A 26,495-nucleotide genomic window follows, 5' to 3' on the forward strand; every position below is an offset into this window, starting at 1 on the left:
GTTTGATTTTTGTAGTTGAAAACCGTGGCTTTTACTTACCGAGAAGTCACAAAGCGCGCCGAGAGTAGCAGCTTTGCCAGGAGTCGACTAGAGCCAAAAAGGCCCTTCAGCGTCACCAACCTGACTGTAGGACAATCCTAAGTCATCATTAGTGCAACTACTCTATAAATGCTTTCACCTCTCTCCAAGCCGTGTATTTACGCCTTCAGAGTGAAGATTTCCCGCTATTTGAAAGCCAAAAAAAATCGCCCACTTACGTCAAGCAGGCGAGTGATGGCTGAAATCAAAGAGGCATCAGGCGATATCGCGCAGCTCTCGACGCAGGATTTTGCCCACCGGCGTCATGGGCAAGCTGTCGCGCAGCACAATGATTTTCGGGACTTTGTAGCCAGTGAAGTTGTCTTTGCAGTAGGCCTTGAGCTCTTCAACACTGACCCCTCCAGCACGCGCGACAACAAACAACTTCACCGCCTCACCCGTGCGATCATCCGGCACGCCAATGACTGCGCAACTTGCCACCTTGGGATGGGCCATGACGATGTCTTCAATTTCGTTAGGGTAGACATTGAAGCCTGAAACAATGATCAGGTCTTTTTTACGGTCAACAATGCGCACAAAACCATCAGGGTCAATGACTGCGATGTCACCCGTTTTAAACCAGCCCTCACTGTCCAGAACTTCAGCGGTCGCCTCGGGGTTTTGCCAATAACCTTTCATGACTTGCGGGCCTTTGATGCATAGCTCGCCGCGCTCGCCAAGGCCCAGATCAGTGCCAAGGTCGTCGATGACTTTCATAGCCGTGCCCGGCACCGGGGTACCCACCGCCCCGCTTCTGGCCAGAGCCCCGCACGGGTTGCAACTGGCAGCTGGCGAGGTTTCAGTCAAGCCGTAGGCTTCAACGATGCGGCATCCGGTGAGCTGTTCCCAGCGATCTGCTGTCGCCTTGACCAGAGCCGTGCCACCCGAGTTGGTAATTTTGAGCCCGGAGAAATCCAGTGTTTTGAAATCTGGATGATCCATCAGCGCCACAAACAACGTGTTCAGCCCCAGAAACGCGGTAAACCGCCAGTTCTTCAGCTCCTTGATAAACCCTTTGATGTCTCGCGGGTTGGTGATCAATAGGTTGTGGTTGCCCGTGACCATCATGCCCATGCAGTTGGCCGTGAATGCGTAGATATGGTAAAGCGGCAGCGGCGCCACCATGATCTCGCAGCCTTCCTGGAGAATCGGCTGACCCTGCGCGTCATGCTGGGACAGACAGGCCCGTATCTGCTGCATGTTGGCGACCAGGTTGCCATGGGTCAGCATTGCACCTTTGGGTAACCCGGTGGTTCCCCCCGTGTATTGCAATACGGCGGTGTCCTCCAGTGTGACCGGTACGGGACGAAGAGCCTGCCCTCCCCCCTTATGCAAAACGCTTTTGAAGCCAATGGCCTGGGGCAGTTGGTAGGCCGGCACCAGCTTTTTGACCTTATTGACCACAAGGTTTGTAATCCAGCCTTTGGCCGCCGGCATCATGTCGCCCATTTTGGCTTCAATGAGGTAGTCGATCGGGGTACTTTCCAACACGTCCTGAACACGTTTACCGAACATGTTCAAATACACCAACGCACGCACACCGGCACTTTTAAACTGATGCTGCATTTCGCGCGAGGTGTACAGCGGATTGGTGTTGACCACGATCAGACCCGCGCGCAGAGCGCCAAATACTGCAATCGGGTATTGCAATACGTTGGGCATTTGTACGGCGATACGGTCGCCAGGCTTCAGGTCTGTGTGGTTTTGCAGGTAGCCGGCAAAAGCAGCGCTGTGACGCTCCAGCTCGCCGTAGGTAAGTGTCACGCCCAAGTTGCTGAACGCGGGACGATCGGCGAACTTTATACAGGAGCGCTCAAACACATCAACGACCGATGCAAAGTCGGTCATATCAATGTCTTGGGGTACACCGGCAGGACGTTTGTCATTCCAGAAATCAGGTTCCATTATTTTTATCCTCTTACCTGAGCGTGTCTGGCCATATAGCACATGCACTAGAAAGCGAAGCTAATGGACGGTATCAGTAATCCCGGAGCTGGCAAATACAGCGAACTTCGCCATTTACATCTTGAATCGTATTACTGTGCCAGCCACTGCTCAGTGGCTTGAGCGATACACTGCGTTAGACCCGTGCAAAGGAAGCACCATGAACCATAAAAAGTTCTGGCTGGATGCAAGTGACCAAACCACTCTCTTCGTCAATCAGTGGCTGCCAGCGAGCGCGCCCAAAGGCATTGTGCTGCTGGCCCACGGCATGGCTGAGCACAGCGGACGCTATGGCCGACTGGGCAATGCATTGTGCGAGGCCGGGTGGGGTCTATACGCGCATGACCAACGAGGTCATGGCAAAACGGCGGAAAACCACACACAGGGGCATTTCGCAGATGACGAAGGTTGGCTTGCCGTGGTCGGTGATGTGGCGACCCTCCATCAGCACATCGACCAGAACCACCCGGGCATGCCGGTCTTTTTATTGGGCCACAGCATGGGCAGTTACATTGCCCAGGCCTATTTAATGACTCACGGCGCCCGTTTACAGGGTGCCATTCTCAGCGGCTCCAACTTCCAGCCAGTAGCGCTGTACCGCGCCGCCAGCCTGATCGCACGGTTTGAACGCAAGCGACAAGGCCCTAAAGGCCGCAGCGCGCTCATCGAGTGGTTGTCTTTTGGCTCCTTTAATAAAGCCTTCAAACCCAATCGCACCCCTTTTGATTGGCTCAGCCGCGATCCGGACGAGGTCGATGCCTATGCGCGCGACCCGCTTTGCGGGTTTCGGTGCACCAACCAACTGTGGGTAGATCTGCTCAACGGCTTGCAGCAAATCAGTAAAGCGTCCAATCTCAATCGAATCGATTCCGGCTTGCCCTTGCTGTTGATCGGAGGTGTTTGTGACCCGGTCAGTCAAGGCAAGCGTCTTGAAGATCTGGCCAACGCTTTACGCAGTGCGGGCAGCCAACACCTGCAACTCAATCTCTACCCTCAGGCACGGCACGAATTGTTTAATGAAATCAACCGCGATGAAGTCACCGCAGATGTTATTCATTGGCTCGATCAAGCCTTGGGCCACTCACGCACGCCCCCGTGAATAGCCACCTCAGGTTTTAAATTATCAACATTTTGAAATTAAACACTCGTCACAGGACATGCGCTAGATGACTCAGGTTACCAATACACCGTACGAAGCCCTCGAAGTCGGCCAGACTGCCAGCTACAGCAAAACCGTCGAAGAGCGCGATATTCAGCTGTTTGCTGCCATGTCCGGCGATCACAACCCAGTGCACCTGGACCCTGAATTTGCAGCGGCCACCATGTTCAAAGAGCGCATCGCTCATGGCATGTTCAGTGGCGCCCTGATCAGCGCTGCAGTGGCTTGCGAGCTTCCAGGCCCCGGCACGATCTATGTCGGCCAGCAAATGACCTTCCAGAAGCCGGTGAAAATCGGTGACACCTTGACCGTGCGTCTTGAAATTCTGGAGAAGCTGCCGAAATTCCGCGTGCGCATTGCGACCCGAGTCTTCAATCAGCGCGATGAACTCGTGGTGGATGGTGAAGCCGAGATCATCGCCCCTCGCAAACAACAGACGGTGAACTTGCCCGTCTTGCCAGCGATCAGCATTGGCTGATCAGCAGGTACAAAAAACGCCGGCTAGCCGGCGTTTTTTTTTAATTACGTGTGCTTCAAGACTTAGCGCGAGCATCATTGCGATACGCTTTCACCTGATCGTGATTGCGTTGCACACCATGGAGTTGACGCTCTACAAGGTCACGAATACCAACCAAATTGTGTTCGTTTATTTTTTTAATGGCATCGTTATAAGCTTTCAGCGCATGGTCTTCACCGCGCTCGGCTTCATTAAGAATGGCCTCGTCATCTTTACCTGTGAACATCGACTTCACATCGACCCAACGACGGTGCAGATCGGCAGCAACGCTGGTGGATGTTTCAGGCTCGCCGCCCAGTGCCCGTACTTGCGCCTGAAGCTCGGCAGCCGCTTTAGCACAGTCAGCAGAACGCTGAACGAAAAAGTTTTTTAGCAGGGCGTCTTTAACGTCTTCAGCGCAGGATTTAAAGCCTTCCTGACCGTCTTTACTGGTTTCGATCAAATCGTTCAGGATGCTAATGGCTTCTTTATTGAGGTCAGTCATTGTTCAATTCCTTACACAGTTGAGGATCGTGCAATAGAGATTGCATGGGCTGTGCCAAGTTTTATAAAAAATAAAAGCCCTATAAAACAACAAGTTATATTTATACAAAAATCTGTATCCGGTTTATTTGCATGAACTGTCATTTGGCCTTCATGCAGATTGCCTGTATTTTCATCTGAACGTTTCACGTACCCGAAGGCTGCTGAATGAACCCCGAAAAACTCGAGTTACTGGTCACCCGCCAAATGCCCTTCGGTAAATATCAAGGCCGGATCATTGCCGATCTGCCCGGCCAGTACTTGAACTGGTTTGCTCGCGAAGGGTTCCCCCACGGCGAACTGGGCGGCCTGCTCGCCCTGATGCAAGAGATTGACCACAACGGATTGTCGGATCTGCTCGACCCGTTACGCGCCAAACACGGAAAACCCAAACCTCGCCACTGATAGAGCTGCCCCATGCCAAGGATTGAAGAGAACGCCCGCGACGAGAACTTCTGGCACGCCATTGCCGAGCGCTACGATCTGGCCCCAGGCCCGATCAATCTGGAAAACGGCTACTTCGGGCGCATGACCCGTGGGGTGGCTCAGGACTATCAGCGCAATATCGACTTTATTAACCGCAGTAACTCGGTGCATGTCCGTCAGCAGTTCGATAACACCCAGAGCCTTGAGATTCGTAATCAACTGGCCGACCTGCTGAGCGTAGAACACACCAGCATTGCTCTGACCAATTGCGCATCTGACGCACTGCAGTCCTTGATCCGTAACTACAACGTTTTGCAACCGGGCGACCAACTGCTGATCAGTGATCTGGAGTACCACAGCGTTGAATACGCCATGCGCTGGGTCGCACAGCAACGCGGACTCGAAGTCATCGAAATAGTCCATGCGCATCCAGCCACCTATGAAAGCCTGGTGGCCAGCTATCGCGATGCCTTTGAGCGTTACCCCCGCATAAAACTGATGGCCCTGACTCACGTTACCCATCGCACGGGGCTGGTCATGCCCGTTGAGGCGATTGTGCAGTCTGCCAAAGAGCACAGGGTTGAGGTGATTCTCGACGGGGCCCATGCCTTGGGCCAGATCGACTTTGACCTCAAGGCACTGGGTGTCGCGTTTGCGGGTTACAACCTGCACAAATGGATTGGATCGCCGCTGACATTAGGCTTTATGTACATCGACCCCCTGCGCCTTGCTGATATTGATCCGGATATGGGCAGTGAGCGTTACCCCGAGCCCGATGTGCGCACACGTGCGCCGTATGGCACGGGCAATATTCCGGCATGGCTGACCCTGCCCAAGGTGCTGCAAGAACACAAGGATCTGGGCGGCTCGACAGCCAAAGGCGCCCGCCTGAACTATCTGCGTGACCTGTGGGTGAATGAGGCTCGAAAGTTGCCCGGCATAGAGGTGCTGGTGCCGGATGATCCACGTTTGCAATGCGCAATTACGTCGTTGCAGTTCACCGGCCTACAGGATCAACAGCCGATGGCTGATCGCCTGCTCAAGGAGTACAACCTGTTTACCGTGGCCCGAGACGGCTCAGCCTGTGGCAGCTGTATTCGGATCACGGTGGGCTTTGCCACGTCGGTGGATGACATAAACCAGTTGATCAAGGCGCTACGGGAATTGGCGCAAGGGTAAAGCCCCTCACCCTAACCCTCTCCCTTAGGGAGAGGGGACTAGAAGCAAAAGCAGAGCGGCTTTATAAACGGGCAAAAAAAAAGGTGCGCCGACCGAGCGCACCTAAAAACCGTAGAACATACAACACATCAGTTACAAAATTATTGGTCCAGCAACGCCAGTGCCTCAGCCGTGCATTCTTGAATGCGCGCCCAGTCACCGTTTTTGATCCACTCGCTGTCCAGCATCCAGCTGCCACCCACACACATCACGTTTTTCAACGCCATGTAGCTGCGGATATTGGCCGGGCTCACTCCGCCCGTTGGGCAGAATTTAACTTCACCAAACGGCCCGCCCAGCGCCTTGATGGCGGCCACACCGCCACTGACTTCAGCCGGGAACAATTTGAAACGGCGATAACCCAAACCGTAGCCTTCCATAATTCCGGAGGCGTTGCTGATACCTGGCAGCAGCGGAATATCGCTGGCGACACTGGCTTCGAGCAGGTCTCGGGTAATGCCAGGCGTAACGATAAACTGCGAGCCGGCTTCTTCGGCAGCCGCCAGCATGTGGCGATCCAGCACAGTACCCGCCCCGGTCACCAATTCTGGCCGCTGCTCACGCAACACACGAATTGCCTCCAGGCCAAACTGGGAACGCAAGGTGACCTCAAGCGCGGTCAGACCACCGGCCGCCAGCGCATCGGCCAAAGGCAAGATGTCCTGCTTACGGGCGATGGTGATTACCGGAAGTATGCGTGCCTGAGCACACAGTTGGTCGATCAGGGCGACTTTATCCGCCATCGAAACGTTCGCAGTTTTTATTGTCATGGCAGCTGATCCTTGGCTCATGGGCACCAGTAAATCTCTAACGTAGGTTGCAGAAAGGCACGAATTGGCAAGGCTGCTTCATCATTCCCGGCCAGCGCGTCATTAAGAGTGTTCAATTTGGACTGTCCCTGAATCGACAGCACCGTGTACCTGGCACTCGCCAACAGTTTGCGGCTCATGCTCAAACGTTGATGCGGCACAGTCGGTGCCAGCATCGGCCAACAACGACGAGGGCTCTGAACGCTCAGGGCGTCGTTCAGATTCGGGCTTTTTGGGAATAAGGATGCGGTGTGGCCGTCATCACCCATGCCCAAAATCAACACATCAATAGGCGGCAATTCTGCCAAGGCTTGATTCGCCTGATCGGCAGCGTCCTGGAGGGTGTTGGCCGCGTTGTACAGACCCACAAACCGCGCTTTGGCCGCTGGGCCTTGAAGCAAATGTTTTTTAAGCAAGCCGGCGTTACTGTCGCCATGCTCCACCGGCACCCAACGCTCATCCGCCAGACTGACGACGACTTTGGACCAATCAACAGGCTGCTTGATCAGGCTCTGGAAAAACGCTACCGGACTGCGTCCTCCAGACACCACCAATGTCGCCACTCCTTGACGGGCAATGGCCTCATTCAATTGAGCAGCAACCGCTTTTGCCAGTTCTTCCGCCAGTTGGGCCGGTGTTTTGAACGTATGCGCGTGCACACCTTCTGGCAGTTTCAAATCAGATATCGCCATACCAAGACCTCCCGTCACGTGTAATCAGTGCAATGGAGCTCATAGGCCCCCAAGAGCCGGCCGCATAGGGCTTGGGCGCGTCGCCCGACTTCTTCCAGCCAGCAATCAACTGATCGCACCACTTCCATGCCGCTTCAATTTCATCTTTGCGTACAAACAGGTTCTGATTGCCGCGCATCACTTCGAGCAAGAGACGCTCATAGGCGTCCGGAACCCGCTCACTGCGATAGGTGTCGGAAAAATTCAATTGCAGCGGACCACTGCGCAATTGCATGCCTTTATCCAGGCCTTGATCTTTGGTCATCACACGCAGGGAAATGCCTTCGTCCGGCTGCAGACGAATAATCAGTTTGTTACCGATTTGCAGGCGCTGTTCCGGTGCGAAGATGTAGTGCGACGGTTCTTTGAAGTGGATAACAATCTGCGACAGCTTTTGCGGCATACGCTTGCCGGTGCGCAAGTAGAACGGCACACCCGCCCAACGCCAGTTACGAATATCGGCACGCAGGGCAACAAACGTTTCGGTGTCGCTTTGGGTATTGGAATTTTCTTCTTCCAGATAACCCGGCACCGACTGGCCTTCGCTGTAACCGGCAATGTACTGACCGCGCACGACTTGCGTCGTCAGCCCTTCCGGCGTGATTGGCGCCAGTGCCTTGAGTACTTTTACTTTCTCATCACGAATGCTGTCCGCCGACAGGTCCGCGGGCGGATCCATGGCGATCAGACAGAGCAACTGCAACAAGTGGTTTTGAATCATGTCCCGCAGTTGGCCAGCCTTGTCGAAATACCCCCAGCGCCCTTCAATACCGACCTTCTCGGCCACGGTGATTTCAACATGGGAGATGTAGCGTTGGTTCCACTGGGTTTCGAACAAACTGTTGGCAAACCGCAAAGCAATCAGATTTTGAACCGTATCTTTGCCCAGATAATGGTCAATGCGATAAGTACGGTTTTCCGGAAAGTACTGCGCGACAGCGTCGTTGACCTTGCGCGAAGACTCAAGGTCCGAGCCGATAGGCTTCTCCAGTACAACGCGAGTGTTTTCAGCTAGGCCGACCTTTGCCAGGTTTTCGCAAATCGCCCCATACACAGCAGCAGGCGTAGCGAAGTAGGCAATCAGACGTTGAGCCGTGCCGGCCTGTTCAGCCAGCGACACATAGTCATGCGCGTTAAGAAAGTCCACATGCAGGTAGTTCAGACGCGCCAGAAAGCGGGTCAGTACGTCCTCTTCGATCTCCTTGCTGCCTACATACTGACGCAGTTGGCTGTCGATGCGCGCCAAGTGCGTCAACGCGTCCCCGGGCTCACGAGCCAATGCAAGGATTCGCGTGTCGTCATGTAAAAGGCCGGCACGATCCAGCTGATACAAAGCAGGAAACAGCTTGCGCAAGGCCAGATCGCCCAAGGCGCCGAACAAGGCAAAGGTGCACGGTTCAACCGTTATCGAAGGCATGATGTTGGTTCTTTTATCAAGTTAAGCTACAAATACCTTTTTTCAAGGCATCACTCAAGGAAAAATGTAGTAATAAACACAACATTTTCTCAAAATACAGAATCTTACTAGTGGTCATTACACACCATCAGTAGGATAGGCCACCTTACAGGCTCGCTTTAGAGCGGCGCTCTTTGCATCGCTGAACCTAGGATCATAAATGGACCGCGTGCGAAATTTACTCGAACAAATCAAAGGCCGCCTCGAAGAGCTGAATAAAGCTGAGCGTAAAGTGGCTGAAATCATCTTGCAGAACCCACAGCAAGCGACCCGATTCAGCATCGCGGCGCTCGCTCAGGCGGCGTCTGTCAGTGAACCTACCGTTAATCGCTTTTGCCGCTCCTTCGGCGTCAGCGGCTATCCGGAGCTCAAGCTGCAACTGGCACAAAGTCTGGCCAGTGGAGCAGCTTATGTCAGCCGCGCCGTTGAAGCAGACGACGATCCAGAAGCCTATACCCGCAAGATTTTCGGCAGCGCCATTGCGTCCCTCGACAGCGCATGCCAAGCCCTGGACCCGAACCTTATCAGTCGCGCTGTTGATTTGCTGATTCAAGCGCGTCAGATCCACTTTTTTGGTCTGGGCGCCTCGGCTCCGGTGGCGCTGGATGCCCAGCACAAGTTCTTCCGCTTTAACCTCGCCGTCACAGCCCATGCTGACGTGTTGATGCAGCGCATGATTGCCTCCGTGGCGCACACTGGCGAGCTATTCGTGATTATTTCCTACACGGGACGTACGCGGGAACTGGTGGAAGTGGCACGCATTGCACGGGCCAATGGCGCTTCAGTACTGGGCCTGACCGCCGAAAACTCGCCGCTGGCCAAAGCCAGTACCTTGAGCCTGAATATTCCGCTGCCGGAAGACACTGACATTTATATGCCGATGACCTCGCGCATCATCCAGTTGACTGTGCTGGATGTATTGGCGACGGGTATGACACTGCGCCGTGGCGTGGACTTTCAACCCCACCTGCGCAAAATCAAAGAGAGCCTCAATGCCAGCCGGTATCCGGTCGGTGATGAATTCAACTGATAAATGTCAGGCGCTGCACAACCCTGCCCGCGCCTGCAGACTCAAATGCGCTTGCTCACCAGGGGCAAGCGCCTGGCTATGGGTGCCACCACTGGTCGATTCAACACAGACAAAGCCCATGACTTCATTCCAGCTCACGCCCAACAAGGGGCGCTTACCGGGATGCCACACCACAGTATTGGCTGTGTCACCGGTGTCGATGCTCAATGCCCGTTGCCAGGCGTAGTCATTGAGCTGCATTTCACCTTCTTGCTGGAACACGCGCTGGCAACCGCCTTCGACGCGTAACTCACCTTGTTGCTGGCAGACTTGTCGATTCAGCTGATCATAACCATGAGCACCTTCGAGCCCAGACAGCGCTACCTCAGCGACGTCGCCAATACGCCAGTATGCGCGCAACGCCTGACTCACTTGGCAAGGTTCATCGTCCTGATGCTCAGTGCTCAGGCGCAGTTCCATCTCTTCACCCAGACGCGCATGCAAATCAACCTGCCAGTCACACAACTGCAAGCGCCAGTGCAAGGAAACCCCGTCTTCATCTGAACTGCTGCTCAACAGTTTCCAGTCAATCAAACGCGCCCAACCGTGGGATGGCCACGCATTTTCGCTGGGATGGCGGCCATACCAGGGCCAAAAAATGGGAACCCCTCCACGAATTGCCCCCACCTGAGGCCACTTGGCAGCGCACCACAGCCAGGGCTTTTGCCCGGTCGGCTGAAAGTGCAGCAACTGAGCCCCCTGACGACTGAACACCGCCTGGCAATGCGGGTGATCAATGACCAATACGTCGCGCTGCTGAAAGCGCTCCCACTGGAAGATCGGTTGCTCGCGCTTGGATTTATAAAAGCGGTGAAGCGGGTTTTCATGCATGTGCCGCAGTCCTGAAATCGTGCGGGCCTGCCCGCTGAAAGGTGACGTACTGAAACAAAAACGGACAGCCTAGGCTGTCCGTTTCGGGCAATTTCCAAGCGCTTGAAAGTGCGACTTAGAATGCAGCTTGAATCTTCAGGCCGCCAACCAGAGCATTTTCTACTTGAGTCACACCACCTGGGTGCTTGATGTACTGCAAGTTAGGACGCAAGGTCAACCAGTTGGTCACATGGAAACCGTAATTGACTTCAATGTCGTACTCAGTGTGCTGCACTGGCTGATACAACGGGTTGTCGTAGTTGGACACATCGTTGTAAGCATTCAGCAGACGCTCACCTTTGGTCACGTCGTCGTTGACGTGAATACGGGCGACACCGATGCCGATATCATCTTTAGGACGCGAATCGAACGGGCCTTTGTAAACCAGCATCAACGACTGATAGTTGTCGATCATGTTGGTGTCTTTGTCATGGAACGTGGCGTTGGCCGAGAAGTGCAGACCACGAGAAGCATCACCGTTATGAGTGGTGAGCTGCTGCTGCACAACCAACCAGTAACCGTACTTGCTGTCGTGGCTGCGGAAGGCATTGCCGGTAATGACCGCGTCCTGACCGTTTACATCTTTACGGACGTCGTCAGCATCTGCAGTGCTTTTGTAGTAACCCACACGGTATTCACCCGGCAGGCCATTGACCTTGGGCGACCATACCAACTCAACGGGAAGCACAGTACCTTTGGTACCGCTGCCGCTCAGCTTGAAGGCGTTACCGGACTCCAGCTGCGAAGGGTTCATGTTGTACGCACCGATCTGCGCGTAGAACTCTGGCGTGATGTTGTACTTCACGCGAAGAGCCGCAACACTGACGGGCCAGTTGTACCAAACACCGCCGTCATAGTCGCCCACTTGGGAGCCACACAATGAAAGGCTCTGGAAATCACAAGGGAATGAGTTGAAGTCTTCACCTTCACCGAAATAACCGGCTTTAACATCCAGCTTGCCGTCAAAGTACTTTTGTTTGATCCACAATTGGGTCAAACGTACTGTTTGGCCACGACCCCACACTTCTTGAGAAGAACTCAGTGTGCCAACGCGCGGATCGCCAATACGGTCATTGGAAATATTATTGCCTTGACGGGCAGTAATCATTGCCTTGAATTCGGTATCTTTCCAGCCCAGGATCTTTTCAAGATCCATTTTGACGCCAAGGCCATACTGGTCGCTGTATCGTGCCGTGGTGTTCTTGTTGTAGCCGCCCTGAAGGTTGCTACCCATTTCGCCCACGTAATCGAGGGTAAAGTCGTAGCCTTTTTCCAGCAGTTCAGTCCGTGTACCACCCCAGTCACCGAACATCCACTTGGAGTCAGCGCTGAAGGCTTCTTCCGCGGCAAAACTGTTGCTGGCACAAAGCCCTAGCGATGCTACAGCTAAAAGCTGGCACGCCAGTCGAGGGCGAGTGATTCTGTTGTCCATCCCATATTCCTCAAATTTCTTTATTCGACTGTGTACGTGGTATAGCTCAAACAGAGCAGGCAGCAAATTATTTGCCTAAACTCAACACGCCTGAACTACGCCACGCATTCTTGAGGCACACACAAGGCCCTGAGACGTTCACCAGTATTAGCATCAAATAGTAACACTTTACTGGAATCGAACTGTAGAGTTAGATTTTGGCCGGAGTCAGGAGCAGAATCCGGTGTCAAACGACAGCAGACCTTAGTGTTATTGATGTTTACAAAAACCAAAGTATCAGGCCCAGTTGGCTCTACAACTTGCACTTCTGCACGCAGAATGGGCAAATTACTGAGTTCACTTGACGCCAATACTATTTGCTCGGGGCGAATGCCCAAGATCAACTCTCGGTCCTCCAGCCCCGCATCGCTTAAGGCCAACGGCAACTCGCACCGTGACTGTCCGCTTTCCAGTACAGCCAGCAAACAGTCATTGCGGCGCTGCAAGCGCACCGGAATAAAGTTCATCGGCGGTGAACCAATAAAACTGGCGACAAACAGATTGGCCGGATCGTTATAAATCTGCTTCGGCGTACCAAACTGTTGAATGATCCCATCTTTCATAACCGCCACTTTATCGCCCAGTGTCATGGCTTCAATCTGGTCATGGGTGACGTAGACAGTGGTGGTTTTAAGTCGCTGGTGCATCAGCTTCATTTCGGTGCGCATCTCAACCCGCAACTTTGCGTCGAGGTTAGACAGCGGTTCGTCAAACAGGTAAATCTTGGGTCGCCGCGCCAGCGCCCGCCCCATTGCGACGCGCTGCTGTTGGCCGCCCGATAACTGACCGGGCTTGCGCTTGAGCAGGTGTTCGATTTGCAGCAACTTGGCCACACGAGCGACTTCTTCATCGATCGCTGCCTCACTCATTTTTCGAATCTTCAGACCGAATGCGATGTTGTCGCGCACGCTCATGGTCGGGTACAGCGCATAAGACTGAAACACCATGGCGATGTCGCGGTCTTTGGGGCTCATGCCGCTGATGTCGGCTTCATCCACCAGAATCGAGCCGCCGCTAATGCTTTCAAGCCCGGCGATGCAGTTCATCAAGGTTGACTTGCCGCAGCCCGAAGGCCCCACCAGGATCAAAAATTCGCCGTCATCGATTTTCAGTTCAATGTTTTTAAGCGTATCGGGCAAACCCTTGCCATAGCTTTTGTTGACGTTACGTAATTCGAGCGTTGCCATGCCTTACCCCTTGACTGCGCCGGCCGTAAGCCCGCGCACGAAATACTTGCCTGCGACCACATAGACCAGCAGAGTCGGCAGCCCGGCGATCATCGCCGCCGCCATGTCCACGTTGTATTCCTTGGCACCTGTGCTGGTGTTGACCAGATTATTCAGGGCCACGGTGATGGGCTGCGATTCGCCGCTGGAGAACACCACCCCAAACAGGAAGTCATTCCAGATCTGCGTGAATTGCCAGATCAGGCAGACCATGATGATCGGCGTCGACATGGGCAAAATGATCAACCGGAAAATGGTGAAGAAACCTGCACCGTCCATGCGGGCAGCCTTGACCAGAGCATCGGGAATGCTGACGTAGTAGTTACGAAAGAACAGCGTGGTAAACGCCAACCCGTAAACCACGTGGACGAATACCAGCCCCGTCGTGGTGCTGGCCAGCCCCATCTTGCCCAAGGTGAATGACGCCGGCAGCAGCACGGTCTGAAACGGCAGAAAGCAGCCAAACAGCAACAGGCCAAAGAACAACTGCGAACCGCGAAAGCGCCACATCGACAGCACATAGCCATTCAACGCACCGATGGCCGTCGAAATCAGCACCGCCGGGACGGTGATTTTGATGGAGTTCCAGAAGTAGCTGTCTACGGTGGCCCAGGCCTTGACCCAGCCTATGCCGGTGACGACGGTCGGCCAACTGAGCAAGTTACCGGTGCTAATGTCTTCGGGGGTCTTGAAGCTGGTCAACAGCATGACCACCAAAGGCACCAGATACAGCAACACGGCGAGAATAAGCACGGCGTAAATCGCGAGGCGACTCAAGCTCAAGGATGATTTACCCACGAAACTAGTCATGACGCTTGGCCCTTAACTCGGAGTACAGGTAAGGCACAATGATCGCCAGAATCGCACCGAGCATCAAAATGGCGCTGGCCGACCCCACGCCCATCTGGCCACGACTGAAGGTGAAGGAATACATGAACATGGCGGGCAGATCAGATGAGTAGCCCGGACCACCGGCCGTCATCGCTGCCACCAGGTCAAAACTCTTGATCGCGATATGCGCCAGAATCATGACTGCACTGAAGAACACCGGCCGCAGGCTGGGCAACACCACGGTCCAGTAGATTCGCGGCAAGCTCGCGCCATCGATCTGGGCCGCACGAATGATCGATTGATCCACACCGCGCAGGCCGGCCAGGAACATGGCCATGATAAAGCCCGAGGCTTGCCATACGGCAGCGATCACCAGGCAGTACACCACGCGATCAGGGTCAATCAGCCAGTCAAGGCGAAAGCCCTCCCAGCCCCAATCCCGCAGCAGCTTGTCCAGCCCCATGCCCGGGTTGAGCAGCCATTTCCAGGCTGTACCGGTCACGATCATCGAAAGCGCCATGGGATACAGATAGATGGTCCGAATGAACCCTTCGCGGCGAATTCGCTGATCGAGAAATACCGCCAGCGTCACGCCAATCACCAAGGTGATGGCGATAAACATGCCACCGAATACCGCCAGGTTTTTACTGGCCACCCACCAACGGTCGTTGTCGAACAAACGCTGGTATTGAGCCAGACCGACCCACTTGTAGGTCGGCAAAAAAGTCGAGTTAGTGAACGACAGCACAAGCGTCCACAGGATATAGCCATAAAAGCCCACCAGAACGATGAACATGCTGGGCGCCAGTACCAGTTTGGGTAGCCAGCGCTGCAAGGCATCGAGGGGTGAGACTTTGCTGAACACAGCAACAGAACTCATGGGAGAAATCCATGCAGGAAAGAAAACAACAAGGTCTTTGCTGAACTGGGTTTTCAGCGTTGACAGGGAATGACTGACCCGCAATCCAGACAAGCCCTCCAATCTGGAGGACCTGCCGCATTAAGGATTACTTGGCTGACTTGACCGCTGCGCCGAGTTTTTTAGCGGTATCGGCAGGGTCGGCATTCGGATCGTTGATGAAGTTGGTTACGACATCAAAGAACGCACCCTGTACAGCCAGCGTGGTCGCCATGTTGTGCGCCATGCTCGGTTGCAGGCCGCCGGACTTGGCGTCTGCCAGAAAGTCTTTGGCAGCCGTTTGGGCACAGGCGTCAAATCCGTATTTGCCCATGTCGTTCAGCATGTCGTTGCGCACCGGAATTGAACCCTTGTTGATGCTGAAGACCTTCTGGAAATCTTCACCCAAGGCCACCTTGGCGATGTCCTGCTGACCAGCGGCTGTGCCCGCGTCTTTCTGTTTGAACACTGCCAGCGAGTCGATGTTGTAGGTAAAGGCTTTGTCGGTACCCGGGAAGGCAACGCACTGATAGTCCTTGCCTGCGACTTTTTTCGCCGCAGTCCATTCGCTCTTGGCCCAGTCGCCCATGATCTGCATGCCGGCCTTGCCGTTGATGACTTTGGCGGCCTCCAGGTTCCAGTCCTGACCTTTGCCATCCGGGTCCATGTAGGTGGCGACTTTCTTCAGCTCAGTAAGCGCCTTGACCATTTGCGGGCCGGTCAAGGTGTCGTTATCCAGATCGACCAGGGCTTTTTTGTAGCCATCCACACCCATCACCGACAGCACCACCGCTTCGAAAACAGTACTGTCCTGCCAAGGCTGGCCACCATGGGCAAGCGGGATAAAACCCGCAGCCTTGAGCTTGTCGCCCGCCGCGTAGAACTCTTCAAGCGTGGCAGGGGGCTTTTCGATGCCGGCTTTTTTGAATACCTCAGGATTGATCCACAGCCAGTTCACGCGGTGAATATTCACCGGCACTGCCACGTAATCACCTTCGTACTTCACCGTATCCGAGACTTTCTTGTCGAGCAGGCCGTCCCATTTTTCACTCTGGGCGACGTTCTTGAGAACGTCTGTGTCGAGCAGACCGGTGGACGCCCATTCCTGAATATCGGGCCCCTTGATCTGTGCCATGCCAGGCGGATTGCCCGCAACGGCACGGCTTTTCAGTACGGTCATGGCCGTAGCCCCACCGCCACCGGCGACAGCGCCGTCCTTCCAGGTGAAGCCATCTTTTTCAACTTGGGACTTGAGGACATCCACAGCGGCTTTTTCACCACCCGACGTCCACCAGTGCACCACTTCTACGGTGCCTTTGGAGTCGGCGGCATAGACGTTCAAAGGAAAGAGAGAGGCGAGAGAGACGAAAACCGCGAGGCGGCTGAATGAATTCATGAGATGACCTTTCTTGTTGTTATAACTGAGCAAGTCTTTTGCTTGCGCTTGTCATGAGTGTATCCATCGCTAAGGGAACTCACGTAACGAAGAGACGCACAAATGTCACCAACCTGTGACAGTTAAATAGCGTTTGGATTTTTACCAATAAAAACAAGTACTCGGCCCTGCCGACGCACTAAAGATAGCCCTACTTTGAAATAAAGCATTTTCCGCATTGCCTGTAGGACGCATCCCGAAGTCGTTTTCCCACGTTGTACTGGCAAAAAACTTCAGCGAGTCTGCTAGTCATCGACACGACGAAATGAACGGATGCCGACACTTATCAGGAGATGCAGACCATGCAAAAGCGTAATCTGACCCAGCGCAATCACTGCTTTATTTACCCGCTCAAGGATGATGGCGGTCGACCCTACGCCTGGAAAATCGACATTCAGCGCGCAGGCAAACTGCACACGCAAATTTTCAACTTCGCCGACTATATAAACGAATATGCCGCATTAGAGGCCGCAGAAAGTGTACGCAACCTGCTGGTTTTAAAAATGCCGCAGGTGTTCACCTATGAAAACCGTCAACGGGTAATGCCTAACAACACCAGCGGTCATCCAGGCGTGTATCGCGTGCAATCCAACCACGTGGACTACTGGCGAGCTACGACGCGGATTCATGGCTACAACCTGAGCAAGAGCTTTCGTATTGATCGATATGGCAACGAAGGCGCTTTGCAACTGGCCCTGCAAGAGCGCGAGCGGCAATTGACGCTGTGCAGCGAACCTTATGACGTCGCCATGGAAAAACTACAGCAGCATTTCAGCCAGACCAGCCGTTGCGTGCGCGAAAAACGAATCAAAGCTGCGATGGATAAAACTCACACATCAAAAACTGCCACTGAACACACACCAGACCCTAATCTGGAGCCCGTTCTGCCAATCAGTGCCGAGCAGGCACGCGAGTCTATCAATCGGCATTTCGCGGCATGCATAAAGTAACCCGTAGACCACCGGCACTCAGGTTTTGCAAACTGACTTCGCCACCATGACTGTGCGCGATGCTGCGCGCGATACCCAGCCCCAGGCCATAACCCTGCTGGTTTCCCGATAGCCTGAAGTGCGGCTCAAACACTTGCTCAAGTCGCTGTTCAGGAACGCCTGGGCCTTCGTCATCAACGATCAACATAAAAGCGTTGTGGTTGTCTTCAATGCACAAATGGGCGTTTTGCCCATACTTGAGGGCATTATCGATCAAGTTGCCCATACAGCGACGTAAAGCCAACGGTTTACCTGCATAGGGCTTCAACGCTTTGCCGTGCAAGGTCACTCGGCCATTTCCGTGGGGGAGCAAGTAAGGCTCGATCAAACAATCGAGCAACACATTGAGGTCGACGGGTTCAATGTTTTCGTGAATGTCAGTGTCTTTCACGCATTGCAGCGCACCTTTGACCAGCATTTCAAGCTCATCCAGATCGCGACCAAACTTGTGCTGCACCTGCTCGTCCTCAAGCAGCTCCACCCGTAATCGCAAGCGGGTGATGGGTGTACGCAAGTCATGGGAAATGGCGCTGAACAATTGGCTGCGCTCGGTCAAATAACGGCTGATGCGAGCACGCATGGTGTTAAACGCGCGCCCCACTTCAACAACTTCACTGCCGCCGCCTGTTTCGACCGGTTTAAACTCATCCTCACCCAACGACATATCCCGTGCCGCCCGCGCCAGACGCTTAAGCGGACGACTTTGCCAGTGCACCAGCAAACCGATAAACAGCAACAGGAAGATGCTGCTCAGTGCGATAAACCAGACCTGCACCGCCGGCAAACCTTCCTCTTCAAGGCTGGTGTAGGGCTCGGGCAGTAACGAGGCAATGTACAGCCACTCACCCGGCGCCATCTGGATTTGCGTGACCAATACTGGCGGGTTGACCGGCTCCAGAGTCAGGGCAAAGTGCGCCCAGGAGCGCGGCAGCTCTTCAAGCTTGAGACCCGCATTGAAGATGCGTAAATCGGTGGGGCTGACAAATTTCACGGACACGTCCGCATCAGCGCCCAGGGATTGACGCAGCACTTGATCCACTGCCTCCAGTACCGCTTGCTTGCGGGGTGAGGGAGGCAACGTCGGCATCCCTAAAGGCTTGTCATTGAGGCTCACGAAGAAACGTGTGCCGCCCATGCTGCGCATTTGATCCAGTACCAGCGGGCGATAAGCCAAGGGTAATGAGCGCAAGTAGGTCACGGTAGCGGTCATGGAGCGCGCGAGGCTACGGGCACTGGTCACCAGCCCTTCCAGTTGGGTGGTGCGCAACTGTGACAACCAGATAGCACTCGACAAGGTTTGTGCCAACACAATGGCCAGCAACGTCAGCAGCAACATGCGTCCCAACAACGAACGGGGCACACGGACTTTACGAAAGAATTTAAAGCCCATGAACGGCTGCGACCTGCGCCGCTAATTGGTAACCACTGCCACGAACGGTACGTATCAGTCGAGGAGGCTTATCGGTATCGCGCAGGCGTTGGCGCAAGCGACTGACCGCCATGTCGATAATACGATCCAGGGGCATCAGCTCGCGGCCACGGGTAGCGTTGCCGATCGTGTCGCGATCAAGGATCTGTTGCGGGTGATCCAGAAATAGCTTGAGCAGTGCAAAGTCAGCCCCGGACAGGATGACTTCTTCGCCATCGGCATGAAACAGCCGATGGGTCACGGTGTTTAGACGCCACTCGTCAAATGCCAATATTTCGCTTCCCGCCGGGGCCCCAACGCTTGCAAATTGCGCACGGCGCAACAGCGCTTTAATGCGCGCCTGAAGTTCACGGGGGCTGAAAGGTTTACCCAGGTAGTCGTCCGCGCCCAGTTCAAGCCCGATGACCCTGTCGGCCTCGTCAGAACTGGCGGTCAGCATGATGATGGGGGTCTGGGCAAAGCGTGCGTGCTGGCGCACCCAGCGACACAGGCTAAACCCGTCCTCGTCGGGCAACATCACATCAAGGATCAGCAAGTCACAGGGCACATGTTCCAGCGCCTGACGAAAACCCGCGCCATCGCCCACGGTATGCACCACAAAGCCAGCCCGGCTGAGGTATTGATCAAGCAGTTCTCGAATGTCCTGATCGTCATCGACCAGCAAGATGGATTTGCCGTGTGCGCTCATAGCGGTGTTCCTTATTGTTATAGATGGCCCGCAGCCCGCCCCTCGCTCCCCAACTGCCTCCTTGCAGCCTCAACAACATCGAAAATCAGCCTCCTCTGCCTCAGGGAGAGGTGCTTTTCAAGCGAACGCCTGTTGCAACGCCACGCCCGCACCGATCAAACCGGAATACGGCGCCGTAACCAGCCACACCGGAATACCCTTTAGGTAATCGCTCATGCAACCCTTGTCGGCAAAACTGCGGGCAAAGCCACTGGCCAGAAAAATATCAGCAAAGCGTGGAATCACCCCGCCCACGATATACACCCCGCCTCGACCACCTACCGTCAGGACGTTATTACCCGCCACACGCCCCAGCCAGCAACTGAAGTGCTCCAACACTTGCAGCGCTACCGGATCGCCAGCCAGCGCGGCCGCCGTGATGGCCCGGTCGCTGTCCAGCACAGGTGTATGGCCATCTACCGCGCAGATCGCACGGTAGACACGGGGCAAACCGCTGCCGCTCAAGATGGACTCGGCACTGACATGACCCATTTCAGCGTAAATGTGTTGCCACAACTGCACTTCGCGCGGGTTGCTCATAGGGAGGTCGACGTGACCGCCCTCCCCAGGCAACGCCATGAATTCCCCGTTGTCCAAACGCAGCAGCGTGCCCACACCCAGGCCGGTGCCTGGACCGATCACCACTGCCGGTCGCGACGGTTCACCCATGCCGGGACAGACCTGACGTATGTCGTCAGGTTGCAAGCGGGTCATGCCCAACGCCATCGCACTGAAGTCATTGATCAGCAGCAGGTTGTCGACCTGTAATTGCTGGCAAAACGCCGTTCGACTCAACCGCCAATGGTTATTCGTAAAGCGAAACTCATCGCCACTGACTGGCCCGGCGACGGACAAGCACACCGAACCTACCGCCCCCGGCGCTAAATCCAGACCGCTCAGGTAAAGCCTGATGGCGTCCTCGGGGCATGCAAAATCAGCAGTCGCCAGAACCTGAACCGAATGCAACTGGTCGTTTTCCCATAACGCAAAGCGAGCGTTGGTACCGCCTATATCACCGACCAGCGCGAGTTTCATTTCAAGGTTTCCAGAGACGAGGTGAAAGTACTGGCGCCCTGCTCAGCTGAACTGAAGGCCTGGCGCATAAATGCAAACAGCTCGCGCCCCGTGCCGATTGCATTGCTCAGCGTGCCGACTGCCGGAGTACGTGCGGCGAATTCTGCCTCATCCACCAGCAGTTGCAACGTGCCTTTTACGCCATCGACACGGATCATGTCGCCATCACGCACTCTCGCCAGCGCGCCCCCCACAGCCGCTTCGGGACTGACATGGATGGCCGCCGGGATTTTGCCTGACGCACCGGACATACGCCCGTCAGTGATCAGCGCGACTTTAAAGCCGCGGTCCTGCAACACGCCAAGAAATGGCGTCATTTTATGCAGCTCAGGCATGCCATTGGAGCGTGGCCCCTGAAAGCGCATGACCGCCACAAAGTCGTGCTCCAGTTCACCCGCCTTGAACGCATCGGCCAGCTCTTGTTGATCCTGGAACACACGCGCTGGGGCTTCTACGATTTGATGCTCTGGCGCAACGGCCGAGACTTTCATCACACCGCGCCCCAGATTGCCCTCCATCACCCGCAACCCGCCTTCGGACGAGAACGCACGCGCCACTGGGCGCAGAATTGTTTCATCAAGGCTTTCGATCGGCCCGTCGCGCCATACCAGCTCACCATCAACCAGGAACGGCTCGCGGGTGTAACGGCTCAGGCCAAAGCCGGCCACGGTGTTGACGTTCTCGTGCAGCAAACCGGCTTCGAGCAACTCACGAATCAGGAACGCCATGCCGCCTGCGGCCTGAAAGTGGTTGATATCGGCTTTACCGTTTGGATACACATGGGACAGGGTCGGTACGACTTCGGACAAGTCAGCCATGTCTTGCCACGTGAGCTGGATACCCGCCGCCATGGCAATGGCTGGCATATGCAGCGTGTGGTTGGTCGAACCACCCGTCGCGTGCAGCGCCACAATGGAGTTGACCAGCGAGCGCTCGTCCACGATCTCGCCCAACGGCATGAAGTTGCCACTTTGCTTGGTCAGACGGGTGATCTGATGGGCGGCTTCGCGGGTCAGCGCATCGCGCAACGGTGTGTAAGGGTTGACGAAAGAAGCGCCCGGCAAGTGCAGCCCCATGACCTCCATCAGCAACTGATTGGTGTTGGCCGTGCCGTAAAAGGTGCAGGTGCCAGGGCTGTGGTACGACTTCATCTCCGACTCCAGCAGCTCTTCGCGACTGGCTTTGCCTTCAGCGTAGCGCTGCCGAACATCGGCTTTTTCTTTGTTGGAAATACCCGACGGCATAGGCCCGCCCGGCACAAAAATAGTAGGCAGATGGCCGAAGCGCAGCGCCCCAATCATCAAGCCCGGCACGATCTTGTCACAAATACCCAGCATCATTGCGGCATCGAACATGTTGTGCGACAGCGCCACCGCCGTGGACAGTGCAATCACTTCGCGGCTCAGCAGGCTCAGTTCCATCCCCGCTTCGCCTTGAGTCACGCCATCGCACATGGCCGGGGTGCCACCCGCAAACTGACCCACAGAGCCCATTTCGCGTAACGCTTGCTTGATCTGCTCAGGAAAATGTTCGTAGGGCTGATGCGCCGAGAGCATGTCGTTATAGGAAGAAACAATTGCCACGTTGGCGGCGTTCATCAGGCGCAGGTTGTTTTTATCATCCGTACCGCACCCGGCCACCCCGTGAGCGAAGTTGGCACATTGCAGCTTGCCGCGTTGCGGACCGTCGCTGGCAGCGCCGCGAATCAGCGCCAGATACGCCTCTCGGGTTGCTCGGCTGCGGGCAATAAGACGCTCGGTAACTTCAAGAACGCGGGGATGCATGTGTTGAACTCCAGGCTAACGGATGTGGCGACCTGTACGTGTCCTATGCTGACCGAGGGCGTAGATACGCCGATTCAATCATTCGGACCCGTTGATTCAGGTCACTCGTTGTAGATAAAACAAAATATTGCCACTTAAATGGCTTGTTTTCTATTTTTATGAGAATAATCTTGTAATTCCAACAACAAATCGAGGCAGGCGCTTCCCATGACTCTACGAATCGCAATCAATGGTTTTGGCCGTATCGGCCGCAACGTCCTGCGTGCACTGTATACCCAAGGCTACCGCCAAGACTTGCAGATCGTCGCTATTAACGATCTGGGTGACAGCTCGATTAATGCTCATCTTCTTAAGTACGACACCGTTCATGGCACTTTCGATGCGACCGTAGAGCACGATCAGGAGAGCCTGACAGTCAACGGTGACCGTATTGCTGTCAGCGCCATCCGTAACCCGGCTGATCTGCCATGGGCCGATTTGAAGGTTGACGTTGTATTTGAATGCACCGGTTTGTTCACTGAACGTAGCAAGGCCGAGGCGCACATCAGCGCTGGCGCACGCAAAGTGATTATCTCTGCCCCCGGCAAAAATGCCGATGCGACCGTAGTCTATGGGGTTAACCACGACATTCTGCGCCAATCGCATCAAATTATTTCCAACGCCTCCTGCACCACCAACTGCCTGGCACCGGTTGCGCAAATCCTGAATCGCGAATTCGGCATTGCCAATGGCCTGATGACCACCATCCACGCCTACACCAACGACCAGAATCTGACCGACGTGTACCACAGCGATCCCTACCGCGCGCGTTCGGCCACGCACAACATCATCCCGAGTAAAACCGGTGCCGCAGAAGCGGTAGGCCTGGTATTGCCCGAACTGGCAGGCAAGTTGACCGGTATGGCGGTGCGCGTTCCGGTCATTAATGTGTCACTGGTCGACCTGACCATTGAGCTAAAGCGCGAAGCGACCGCAGCCGAAGTCAATGCGGTGTTCAAAGAAGCCAGCCAACATTCAAAAGTATTGGGTTACAACGCATTGCCGCTGGTGTCGAGCGACTTCAACCACAACCCGCTTTCGTCTATTTTTGATGCCAATCACACCAAAGTCAGTGGCAAATTGCTGAAAGTGCTGGCGTGGTATGACAACGAGTGGGGCTTCTCCAACCGCATGCTCGACAACTGCCTGGCGCTGCACAACGCGGAGTAACGCGATGATCGGCATCAGTTTCACGACGGCCTCCCTGGCGGCGCGCAAGCGTATCGCCTTGGTGGCTCATGATAACTGCAAGGGCTTTTTGCTGGACTGGGCCGAGCGCCACAAAACCTCCCTCAGCCAGCACGACCTGTGCGCAACAGGCACAACGGGCTTGTTGTTGAGTCAGCGCCTGGGCTTGCCGATTGAAAGCATGATCAGCGGCCCCTTGGGGGGTGATCAGCAAGTCGGCGCACGTATCGCCGAGCAGCGGGTGGATATGCTGGTGTTCTTCTGGGACCCCTTCGAGCCCCAGCCGCACGACCCGGACATCAAGGCACTGTTGCGGGTGGCCGCCGTGTGGAACATTCCGGTGGCATGCAATGAATGCAGCGCCGATTATTTAATCAGCAGCCCCTTGATGGGGCAGCCGCATGAGCATCGCGTACCCGATTACAACGCGTATTTGAAGGGCCGGGTTTAAAGGTGGTCCGACACTCGGCTGTTTGACAAAAGTGCCTCGCCGTATGGGCGAAACCTTTATTCCAGTTAAAAGCATGAAATGGATATGTACTCGAAGCTTTTAATTGGCCTGCGTACATATCCATTGGGTGTATTAAGACGTTCTACGGGTTACGCCCTTACGGCGTGTCACTTTGCAAAAGCCGAGTGTCGGACCATGACAAAGTAACCAAAACGCTTCCGCCCCCGCGTACGGCCCTCGCTTCGCTCAGGTGTCCCTCGCTCCGGTCCCGCTCCGTGGGCACGCTGCGACGGGCCATCCTTGGCCCGATCGCAGCTCTCCCGGCATCCATGCCGGTCGACCCACTCCACGAAACCTCCACTCGGCCTCCCGAAGGGGCGGCAGATCAAGATCAAAAACCAGATCACAAGCAGATCACAAGCAGATCACAAGCAGATCACAAGCAGATCACAAGCAGATCACAAGCAGATCAAAAACTCGCTGGCGATTCCCTGTCGCTCCTCATCAGTCACTGCACCCTCTGTATTCCCCTCTTTGCAAAACATTACTTGACCAACACCATGGATGATAAGCATTATCATTCGCTCAAAACCGGTCGGGTAGTTCAGTGAGTCAGTCCCACTTCAATCAAGTCTTCCTTACTCAGCGGGAAAGTTTGCTGCGCACGTTACAGCGGATGGTGAACAACCACAGTACCGCCGAGGACTTGTTGCAAGAGACTTACTTGCGCGTCGCCCGCGCCCTCAATGACCGCACCGTTGAGCACCTTGAGCCGTTTGTCTTCCAGACTGCCCGCAACCTGGCGCTCGACCATCTGCGGGCTCGCCGCATTCAATCGCGCACGGTCGTCGAAGATGTGCCAACGGAGATTATTGAAGGGGTCGCTTCCCCCCTAAGCACGCCCGAAGAAGCCCATCAAGCCGCGCAATTACTGGAGCGTTTGAGTGTGAGCCTGAGCCAGTTAACGGCGCGCCAACAACGGATTTTCATCCTTAGCCGCCTGCATGGTTGCAGTTATCAAGAAATCGCCGAAGAACTGAATGTTTCCTTGAGCACCGTTCAAAAAGAACTCAAATTGATCATGGCGATCTGTATCGGGGTAGCCGACAGACTCAATCGGCCTTAATCTGCACAGCCGATTCTTGTAAGAAAGTTCTGAGACTGCCAAGGAACACCCGTGACGGATATACAAAAATCTGCTCAAGACGTGCTGCGCGACAGCGCCATGGATCAGGCTCTGGACTGGCTGATTACCCTTGAGTGCGCGAGCGAAGAGCAAAAAGTCGCTTTTGATGCCTGGCTCAATGCTGATTCGTCACATGCTCAAGCTTTCGCCAAAGCCAGCGCTATCTGGAACGGACAACCTGTTTTGGCGGCCGCTCAAACCCTGCACGCTCGGCCCACGCCAAGCCGGTTACGGCGCATCAGCCGTCACTGGAAACACGTCGCCGCAGCTGCCGTGCTGGTATTGACGGTGGGCACTTACAGCAATGTGCCCATGCGCCTAAAAGCCGATCATTTGACCGTGATCGGTGAGCGTCAGCGCCTGCAACTCGAAGACGGCTCCAAAGTCCTGCTGAACACCAATTCTGCATTTTCCAGCAAAGTCGTTAATGCACAGGCCAGCGCACGGCTGTTGCAGGGCGAGGCTTTTTTTGAAATTCCAGCCAACCTTGAATTTCCCTTGGTACTCGACGCTGGCCCGGTTCGCGTCAGCGTGCGCGATACCGCTTTTGCCGTGCGCTACCTCAACGGTGAAGCGCAAGTACGGGTACAACGCGGTAATGTGGAATTACAGGTCAACAGCGTGGGCACACAAATGCGCCTGTCTGCAGGTAACAGTGTCAGCATTGACCCCAATGGTTTCAGCAAGACCGCGAAGCTCAATCCGCAAACCGACCTGGCCTGGGTTCAGGGCCGTTTGGTATTTGAGAACTGCCCGATGGGTAAAGTGCTTGATGAAGTACGCCGTTATTACCCCGGCTGGATCATCAACAACAACGAAAAGCTCTCACAGGTCGCCGTCACCGGAAATTACCGGCTCGACCAGCCACTGGACATCATTCGTTCCCTGGCCAGCATCACTTCCAGCCGTGTTTCGGAATTTCCGGCACTGGTGATCCTCAATTAAAAATTAAACGATTAACTATTTTT

25 protein-coding genes are annotated in these 26,495 nt (G+C 55.0%); 10 read left to right on the forward strand and 15 right to left on the reverse strand.

What is annotated here, in order from left to right:
* Positions 1 to 294: 294 nt before the first annotated feature.
* Positions 295 to 1,983, reverse strand: coding sequence for a long-chain-fatty-acid--CoA ligase FadD2 (gene fadD2 / locus EQV93_RS13235; RefSeq protein ID WP_240891721.1), 1,689 nt, complete (start codon positions 1,981 to 1,983; stop codon positions 295 to 297).
* 199 nt (positions 1,984 to 2,182) lie between these two features.
* On the opposite strand from fadD2, the gene EQV93_RS13240 reads away from it, so the two are divergent.
* Entirely contained in the window at positions 2,183 to 3,121 is a 939-nt protein-coding gene (locus tag EQV93_RS13240; RefSeq protein ID WP_146425251.1) for an alpha/beta hydrolase, read from the forward strand.
* 67 nt (positions 3,122 to 3,188) lie between these two features.
* Positions 3,189 to 3,659 carry a MaoC family dehydratase gene (locus tag EQV93_RS13245; protein WP_122783436.1) on the forward strand — a complete coding sequence of 157 codons (471 nt, stop codon included), beginning with the start codon at positions 3,189 to 3,191 and terminating at the stop codon, positions 3,657 to 3,659.
* 55 nt (positions 3,660 to 3,714) lie between these two features.
* Here EQV93_RS13245 and EQV93_RS13250 read toward each other — a convergent pair whose 3' ends face one another.
* A complete protein-coding gene (locus EQV93_RS13250) occupies positions 3,715 to 4,182 on the reverse strand; it encodes a ferritin-like domain-containing protein (protein WP_146385201.1) in 468 nt (155 codons plus the stop codon).
* Positions 4,183 to 4,388: 206 nt separating this feature from the next.
* Here EQV93_RS13250 and EQV93_RS13255 point away from each other — a divergent pair, with 206 nt between their 5' ends.
* Both EQV93_RS13255 and EQV93_RS13260 read left to right on the forward strand, forming a co-directional pair.
* Positions 4,389 to 4,625: a DUF3820 family protein gene (locus EQV93_RS13255; protein WP_122783438.1), complete on the forward strand. Its 237-nt coding sequence runs from the start codon at positions 4,389 to 4,391 to the stop codon at positions 4,623 to 4,625.
* A gap of 12 nt (positions 4,626 to 4,637) precedes the next feature.
* The gene (locus EQV93_RS13260) at positions 4,638 to 5,825 is read left to right on the forward strand and encodes an aminotransferase class V-fold PLP-dependent enzyme (protein ID WP_240891722.1); all 1,188 of its coding nucleotides are present in this window, start codon (positions 4,638 to 4,640) and stop codon (positions 5,823 to 5,825) included.
* Positions 5,826 to 5,965: 140 nt separating this feature from the next.
* Here EQV93_RS13260 and EQV93_RS13265 read toward each other — a convergent pair whose 3' ends face one another.
* Genes EQV93_RS13265 through zwf form a run of 3 tightly spaced genes read right to left on the reverse strand, consistent with a single transcriptional unit; the run spans position 5,966 to position 8,821 of the window.
* Positions 5,966 to 6,655: a bifunctional 4-hydroxy-2-oxoglutarate aldolase/2-dehydro-3-deoxy-phosphogluconate aldolase gene (locus EQV93_RS13265; protein ID WP_199750895.1), complete on the reverse strand. Its 690-nt coding sequence runs from the start codon at positions 6,653 to 6,655 to the stop codon at positions 5,966 to 5,968.
* Positions 6,652 to 7,365: a 6-phosphogluconolactonase gene (pgl, locus tag EQV93_RS13270; protein WP_240891723.1), complete on the reverse strand. Its 714-nt coding sequence runs from the start codon at positions 7,363 to 7,365 to the stop codon at positions 6,652 to 6,654. The genes EQV93_RS13265 and pgl overlap by 4 nt, the downstream gene beginning before the upstream one ends.
* Positions 7,352 to 8,821: a glucose-6-phosphate dehydrogenase gene (zwf, locus tag EQV93_RS13275; protein ID WP_122783442.1), complete on the reverse strand. Its 1,470-nt coding sequence runs from the start codon at positions 8,819 to 8,821 to the stop codon at positions 7,352 to 7,354. The genes pgl and zwf overlap by 14 nt, the downstream gene beginning before the upstream one ends.
* 208 nt (positions 8,822 to 9,029) lie before the next feature.
* On the opposite strand from zwf, the gene EQV93_RS13280 reads away from it, so the two are divergent.
* The gene (locus tag EQV93_RS13280) at positions 9,030 to 9,890 is read left to right on the forward strand and encodes a MurR/RpiR family transcriptional regulator (protein ID WP_199750905.1); all 861 of its coding nucleotides are present in this window, start codon (positions 9,030 to 9,032) and stop codon (positions 9,888 to 9,890) included.
* 6 nt (positions 9,891 to 9,896) lie between these two features.
* On the opposite strand, the gene EQV93_RS13285 is transcribed toward EQV93_RS13280, so the two are convergent.
* The 6 genes from EQV93_RS13285 to EQV93_RS13310 all read right to left on the reverse strand — a co-directional run bounded on the left by EQV93_RS13285 (position 9,897) and on the right by EQV93_RS13310 (position 16,621).
* A complete protein-coding gene (locus EQV93_RS13285) occupies positions 9,897 to 10,760 on the reverse strand; it encodes a D-hexose-6-phosphate mutarotase (protein WP_146385207.1) in 864 nt (287 codons plus the stop codon).
* A gap of 115 nt (positions 10,761 to 10,875) precedes the next feature.
* Positions 10,876 to 12,231, reverse strand: coding sequence for a carbohydrate porin (locus EQV93_RS13290; RefSeq protein ID WP_122783445.1), 1,356 nt, complete (start codon positions 12,229 to 12,231; stop codon positions 10,876 to 10,878).
* 95 nt (positions 12,232 to 12,326) lie between these two features.
* A complete protein-coding gene (locus tag EQV93_RS13295) occupies positions 12,327 to 13,457 on the reverse strand; it encodes an ABC transporter ATP-binding protein (RefSeq protein WP_240891724.1) in 1,131 nt (376 codons plus the stop codon).
* A gap of 3 nt (positions 13,458 to 13,460) precedes the next feature.
* Positions 13,461 to 14,306: a carbohydrate ABC transporter permease gene (locus EQV93_RS13300; protein WP_146385211.1), complete on the reverse strand. Its 846-nt coding sequence runs from the start codon at positions 14,304 to 14,306 to the stop codon at positions 13,461 to 13,463.
* Complete coding sequence (locus tag EQV93_RS13305; RefSeq protein ID WP_146385213.1) at positions 14,299 to 15,207, reverse strand: carbohydrate ABC transporter permease; 909 nt, start codon at positions 15,205 to 15,207, stop codon at positions 14,299 to 14,301. Before EQV93_RS13305 ends, EQV93_RS13300 begins: the two co-directional genes overlap by 8 nt.
* Before the next feature lie 127 nt (positions 15,208 to 15,334).
* The gene (locus tag EQV93_RS13310) at positions 15,335 to 16,621 is read right to left on the reverse strand and encodes an ABC transporter substrate-binding protein (RefSeq protein WP_122783449.1); all 1,287 of its coding nucleotides are present in this window, start codon (positions 16,619 to 16,621) and stop codon (positions 15,335 to 15,337) included.
* Positions 16,622 to 16,962: 341 nt separating this feature from the next.
* On the opposite strand from EQV93_RS13310, the gene EQV93_RS13315 reads away from it, so the two are divergent.
* The gene (locus EQV93_RS13315; protein ID WP_122783450.1) at positions 16,963 to 17,610 is read left to right on the forward strand and encodes an AP2 domain-containing protein; all 648 of its coding nucleotides are present in this window, start codon (positions 16,963 to 16,965) and stop codon (positions 17,608 to 17,610) included.
* Here EQV93_RS13315 and EQV93_RS13320 read toward each other — a convergent pair.
* The 4 genes from EQV93_RS13320 to edd form a co-directional block, all read right to left on the reverse strand.
* A complete protein-coding gene (locus EQV93_RS13320) occupies positions 17,579 to 19,039 on the reverse strand; it encodes an ATP-binding protein (RefSeq protein WP_146425241.1) in 1,461 nt (486 codons plus the stop codon). The genes EQV93_RS13315 and EQV93_RS13320 overlap by 32 nt on opposite strands.
* A complete protein-coding gene (locus EQV93_RS13325) occupies positions 19,029 to 19,766 on the reverse strand; it encodes a response regulator (RefSeq protein ID WP_146385221.1) in 738 nt (245 codons plus the stop codon). Before EQV93_RS13325 ends, EQV93_RS13320 begins: the two co-directional genes overlap by 11 nt.
* A gap of 117 nt (positions 19,767 to 19,883) precedes the next feature.
* A complete protein-coding gene (locus EQV93_RS13330; RefSeq protein ID WP_146385223.1) occupies positions 19,884 to 20,840 on the reverse strand; it encodes a glucokinase in 957 nt (318 codons plus the stop codon).
* The gene (edd, locus tag EQV93_RS13335) at positions 20,837 to 22,663 is read right to left on the reverse strand and encodes a phosphogluconate dehydratase (RefSeq protein WP_146385225.1); all 1,827 of its coding nucleotides are present in this window, start codon (positions 22,661 to 22,663) and stop codon (positions 20,837 to 20,839) included. The genes EQV93_RS13330 and edd overlap by 4 nt, the downstream gene beginning before the upstream one ends.
* 207 nt (positions 22,664 to 22,870) lie before the next feature.
* Between edd and gap the strand changes: the two genes are divergently transcribed.
* From gap to EQV93_RS13355, 4 genes are all read left to right on the forward strand, one after another.
* Positions 22,871 to 23,872, forward strand: coding sequence for a type I glyceraldehyde-3-phosphate dehydrogenase (gap, locus tag EQV93_RS13340; protein WP_122783455.1), 1,002 nt, complete (start codon positions 22,871 to 22,873; stop codon positions 23,870 to 23,872).
* Between the two features lie 4 nt (positions 23,873 to 23,876).
* Positions 23,877 to 24,341 (forward strand): methylglyoxal synthase, encoded by a 465-nt coding sequence (locus EQV93_RS13345; protein ID WP_122783456.1) that lies wholly within the window; start codon positions 23,877 to 23,879, stop codon positions 24,339 to 24,341.
* Between the two features lie 607 nt (positions 24,342 to 24,948).
* The gene (locus tag EQV93_RS13350; RefSeq protein WP_122781922.1) at positions 24,949 to 25,467 is read left to right on the forward strand and encodes an RNA polymerase sigma factor; all 519 of its coding nucleotides are present in this window, start codon (positions 24,949 to 24,951) and stop codon (positions 25,465 to 25,467) included.
* A gap of 51 nt (positions 25,468 to 25,518) precedes the next feature.
* Positions 25,519 to 26,472, forward strand: a complete 954-nt coding sequence (locus EQV93_RS13355) for a FecR family protein (protein WP_442968887.1) — start codon at positions 25,519 to 25,521, stop codon at positions 26,470 to 26,472.
* The last annotated feature ends 23 nt before the right edge of the window (positions 26,473 to 26,495 follow it).

This window comes from Pseudomonas sp. TMW22091 (genome assembly GCF_022496705.1).
Lineage (GTDB): Bacteria > Pseudomonadota > Gammaproteobacteria > Pseudomonadales > Pseudomonadaceae > Aquipseudomonas > Aquipseudomonas saxonica.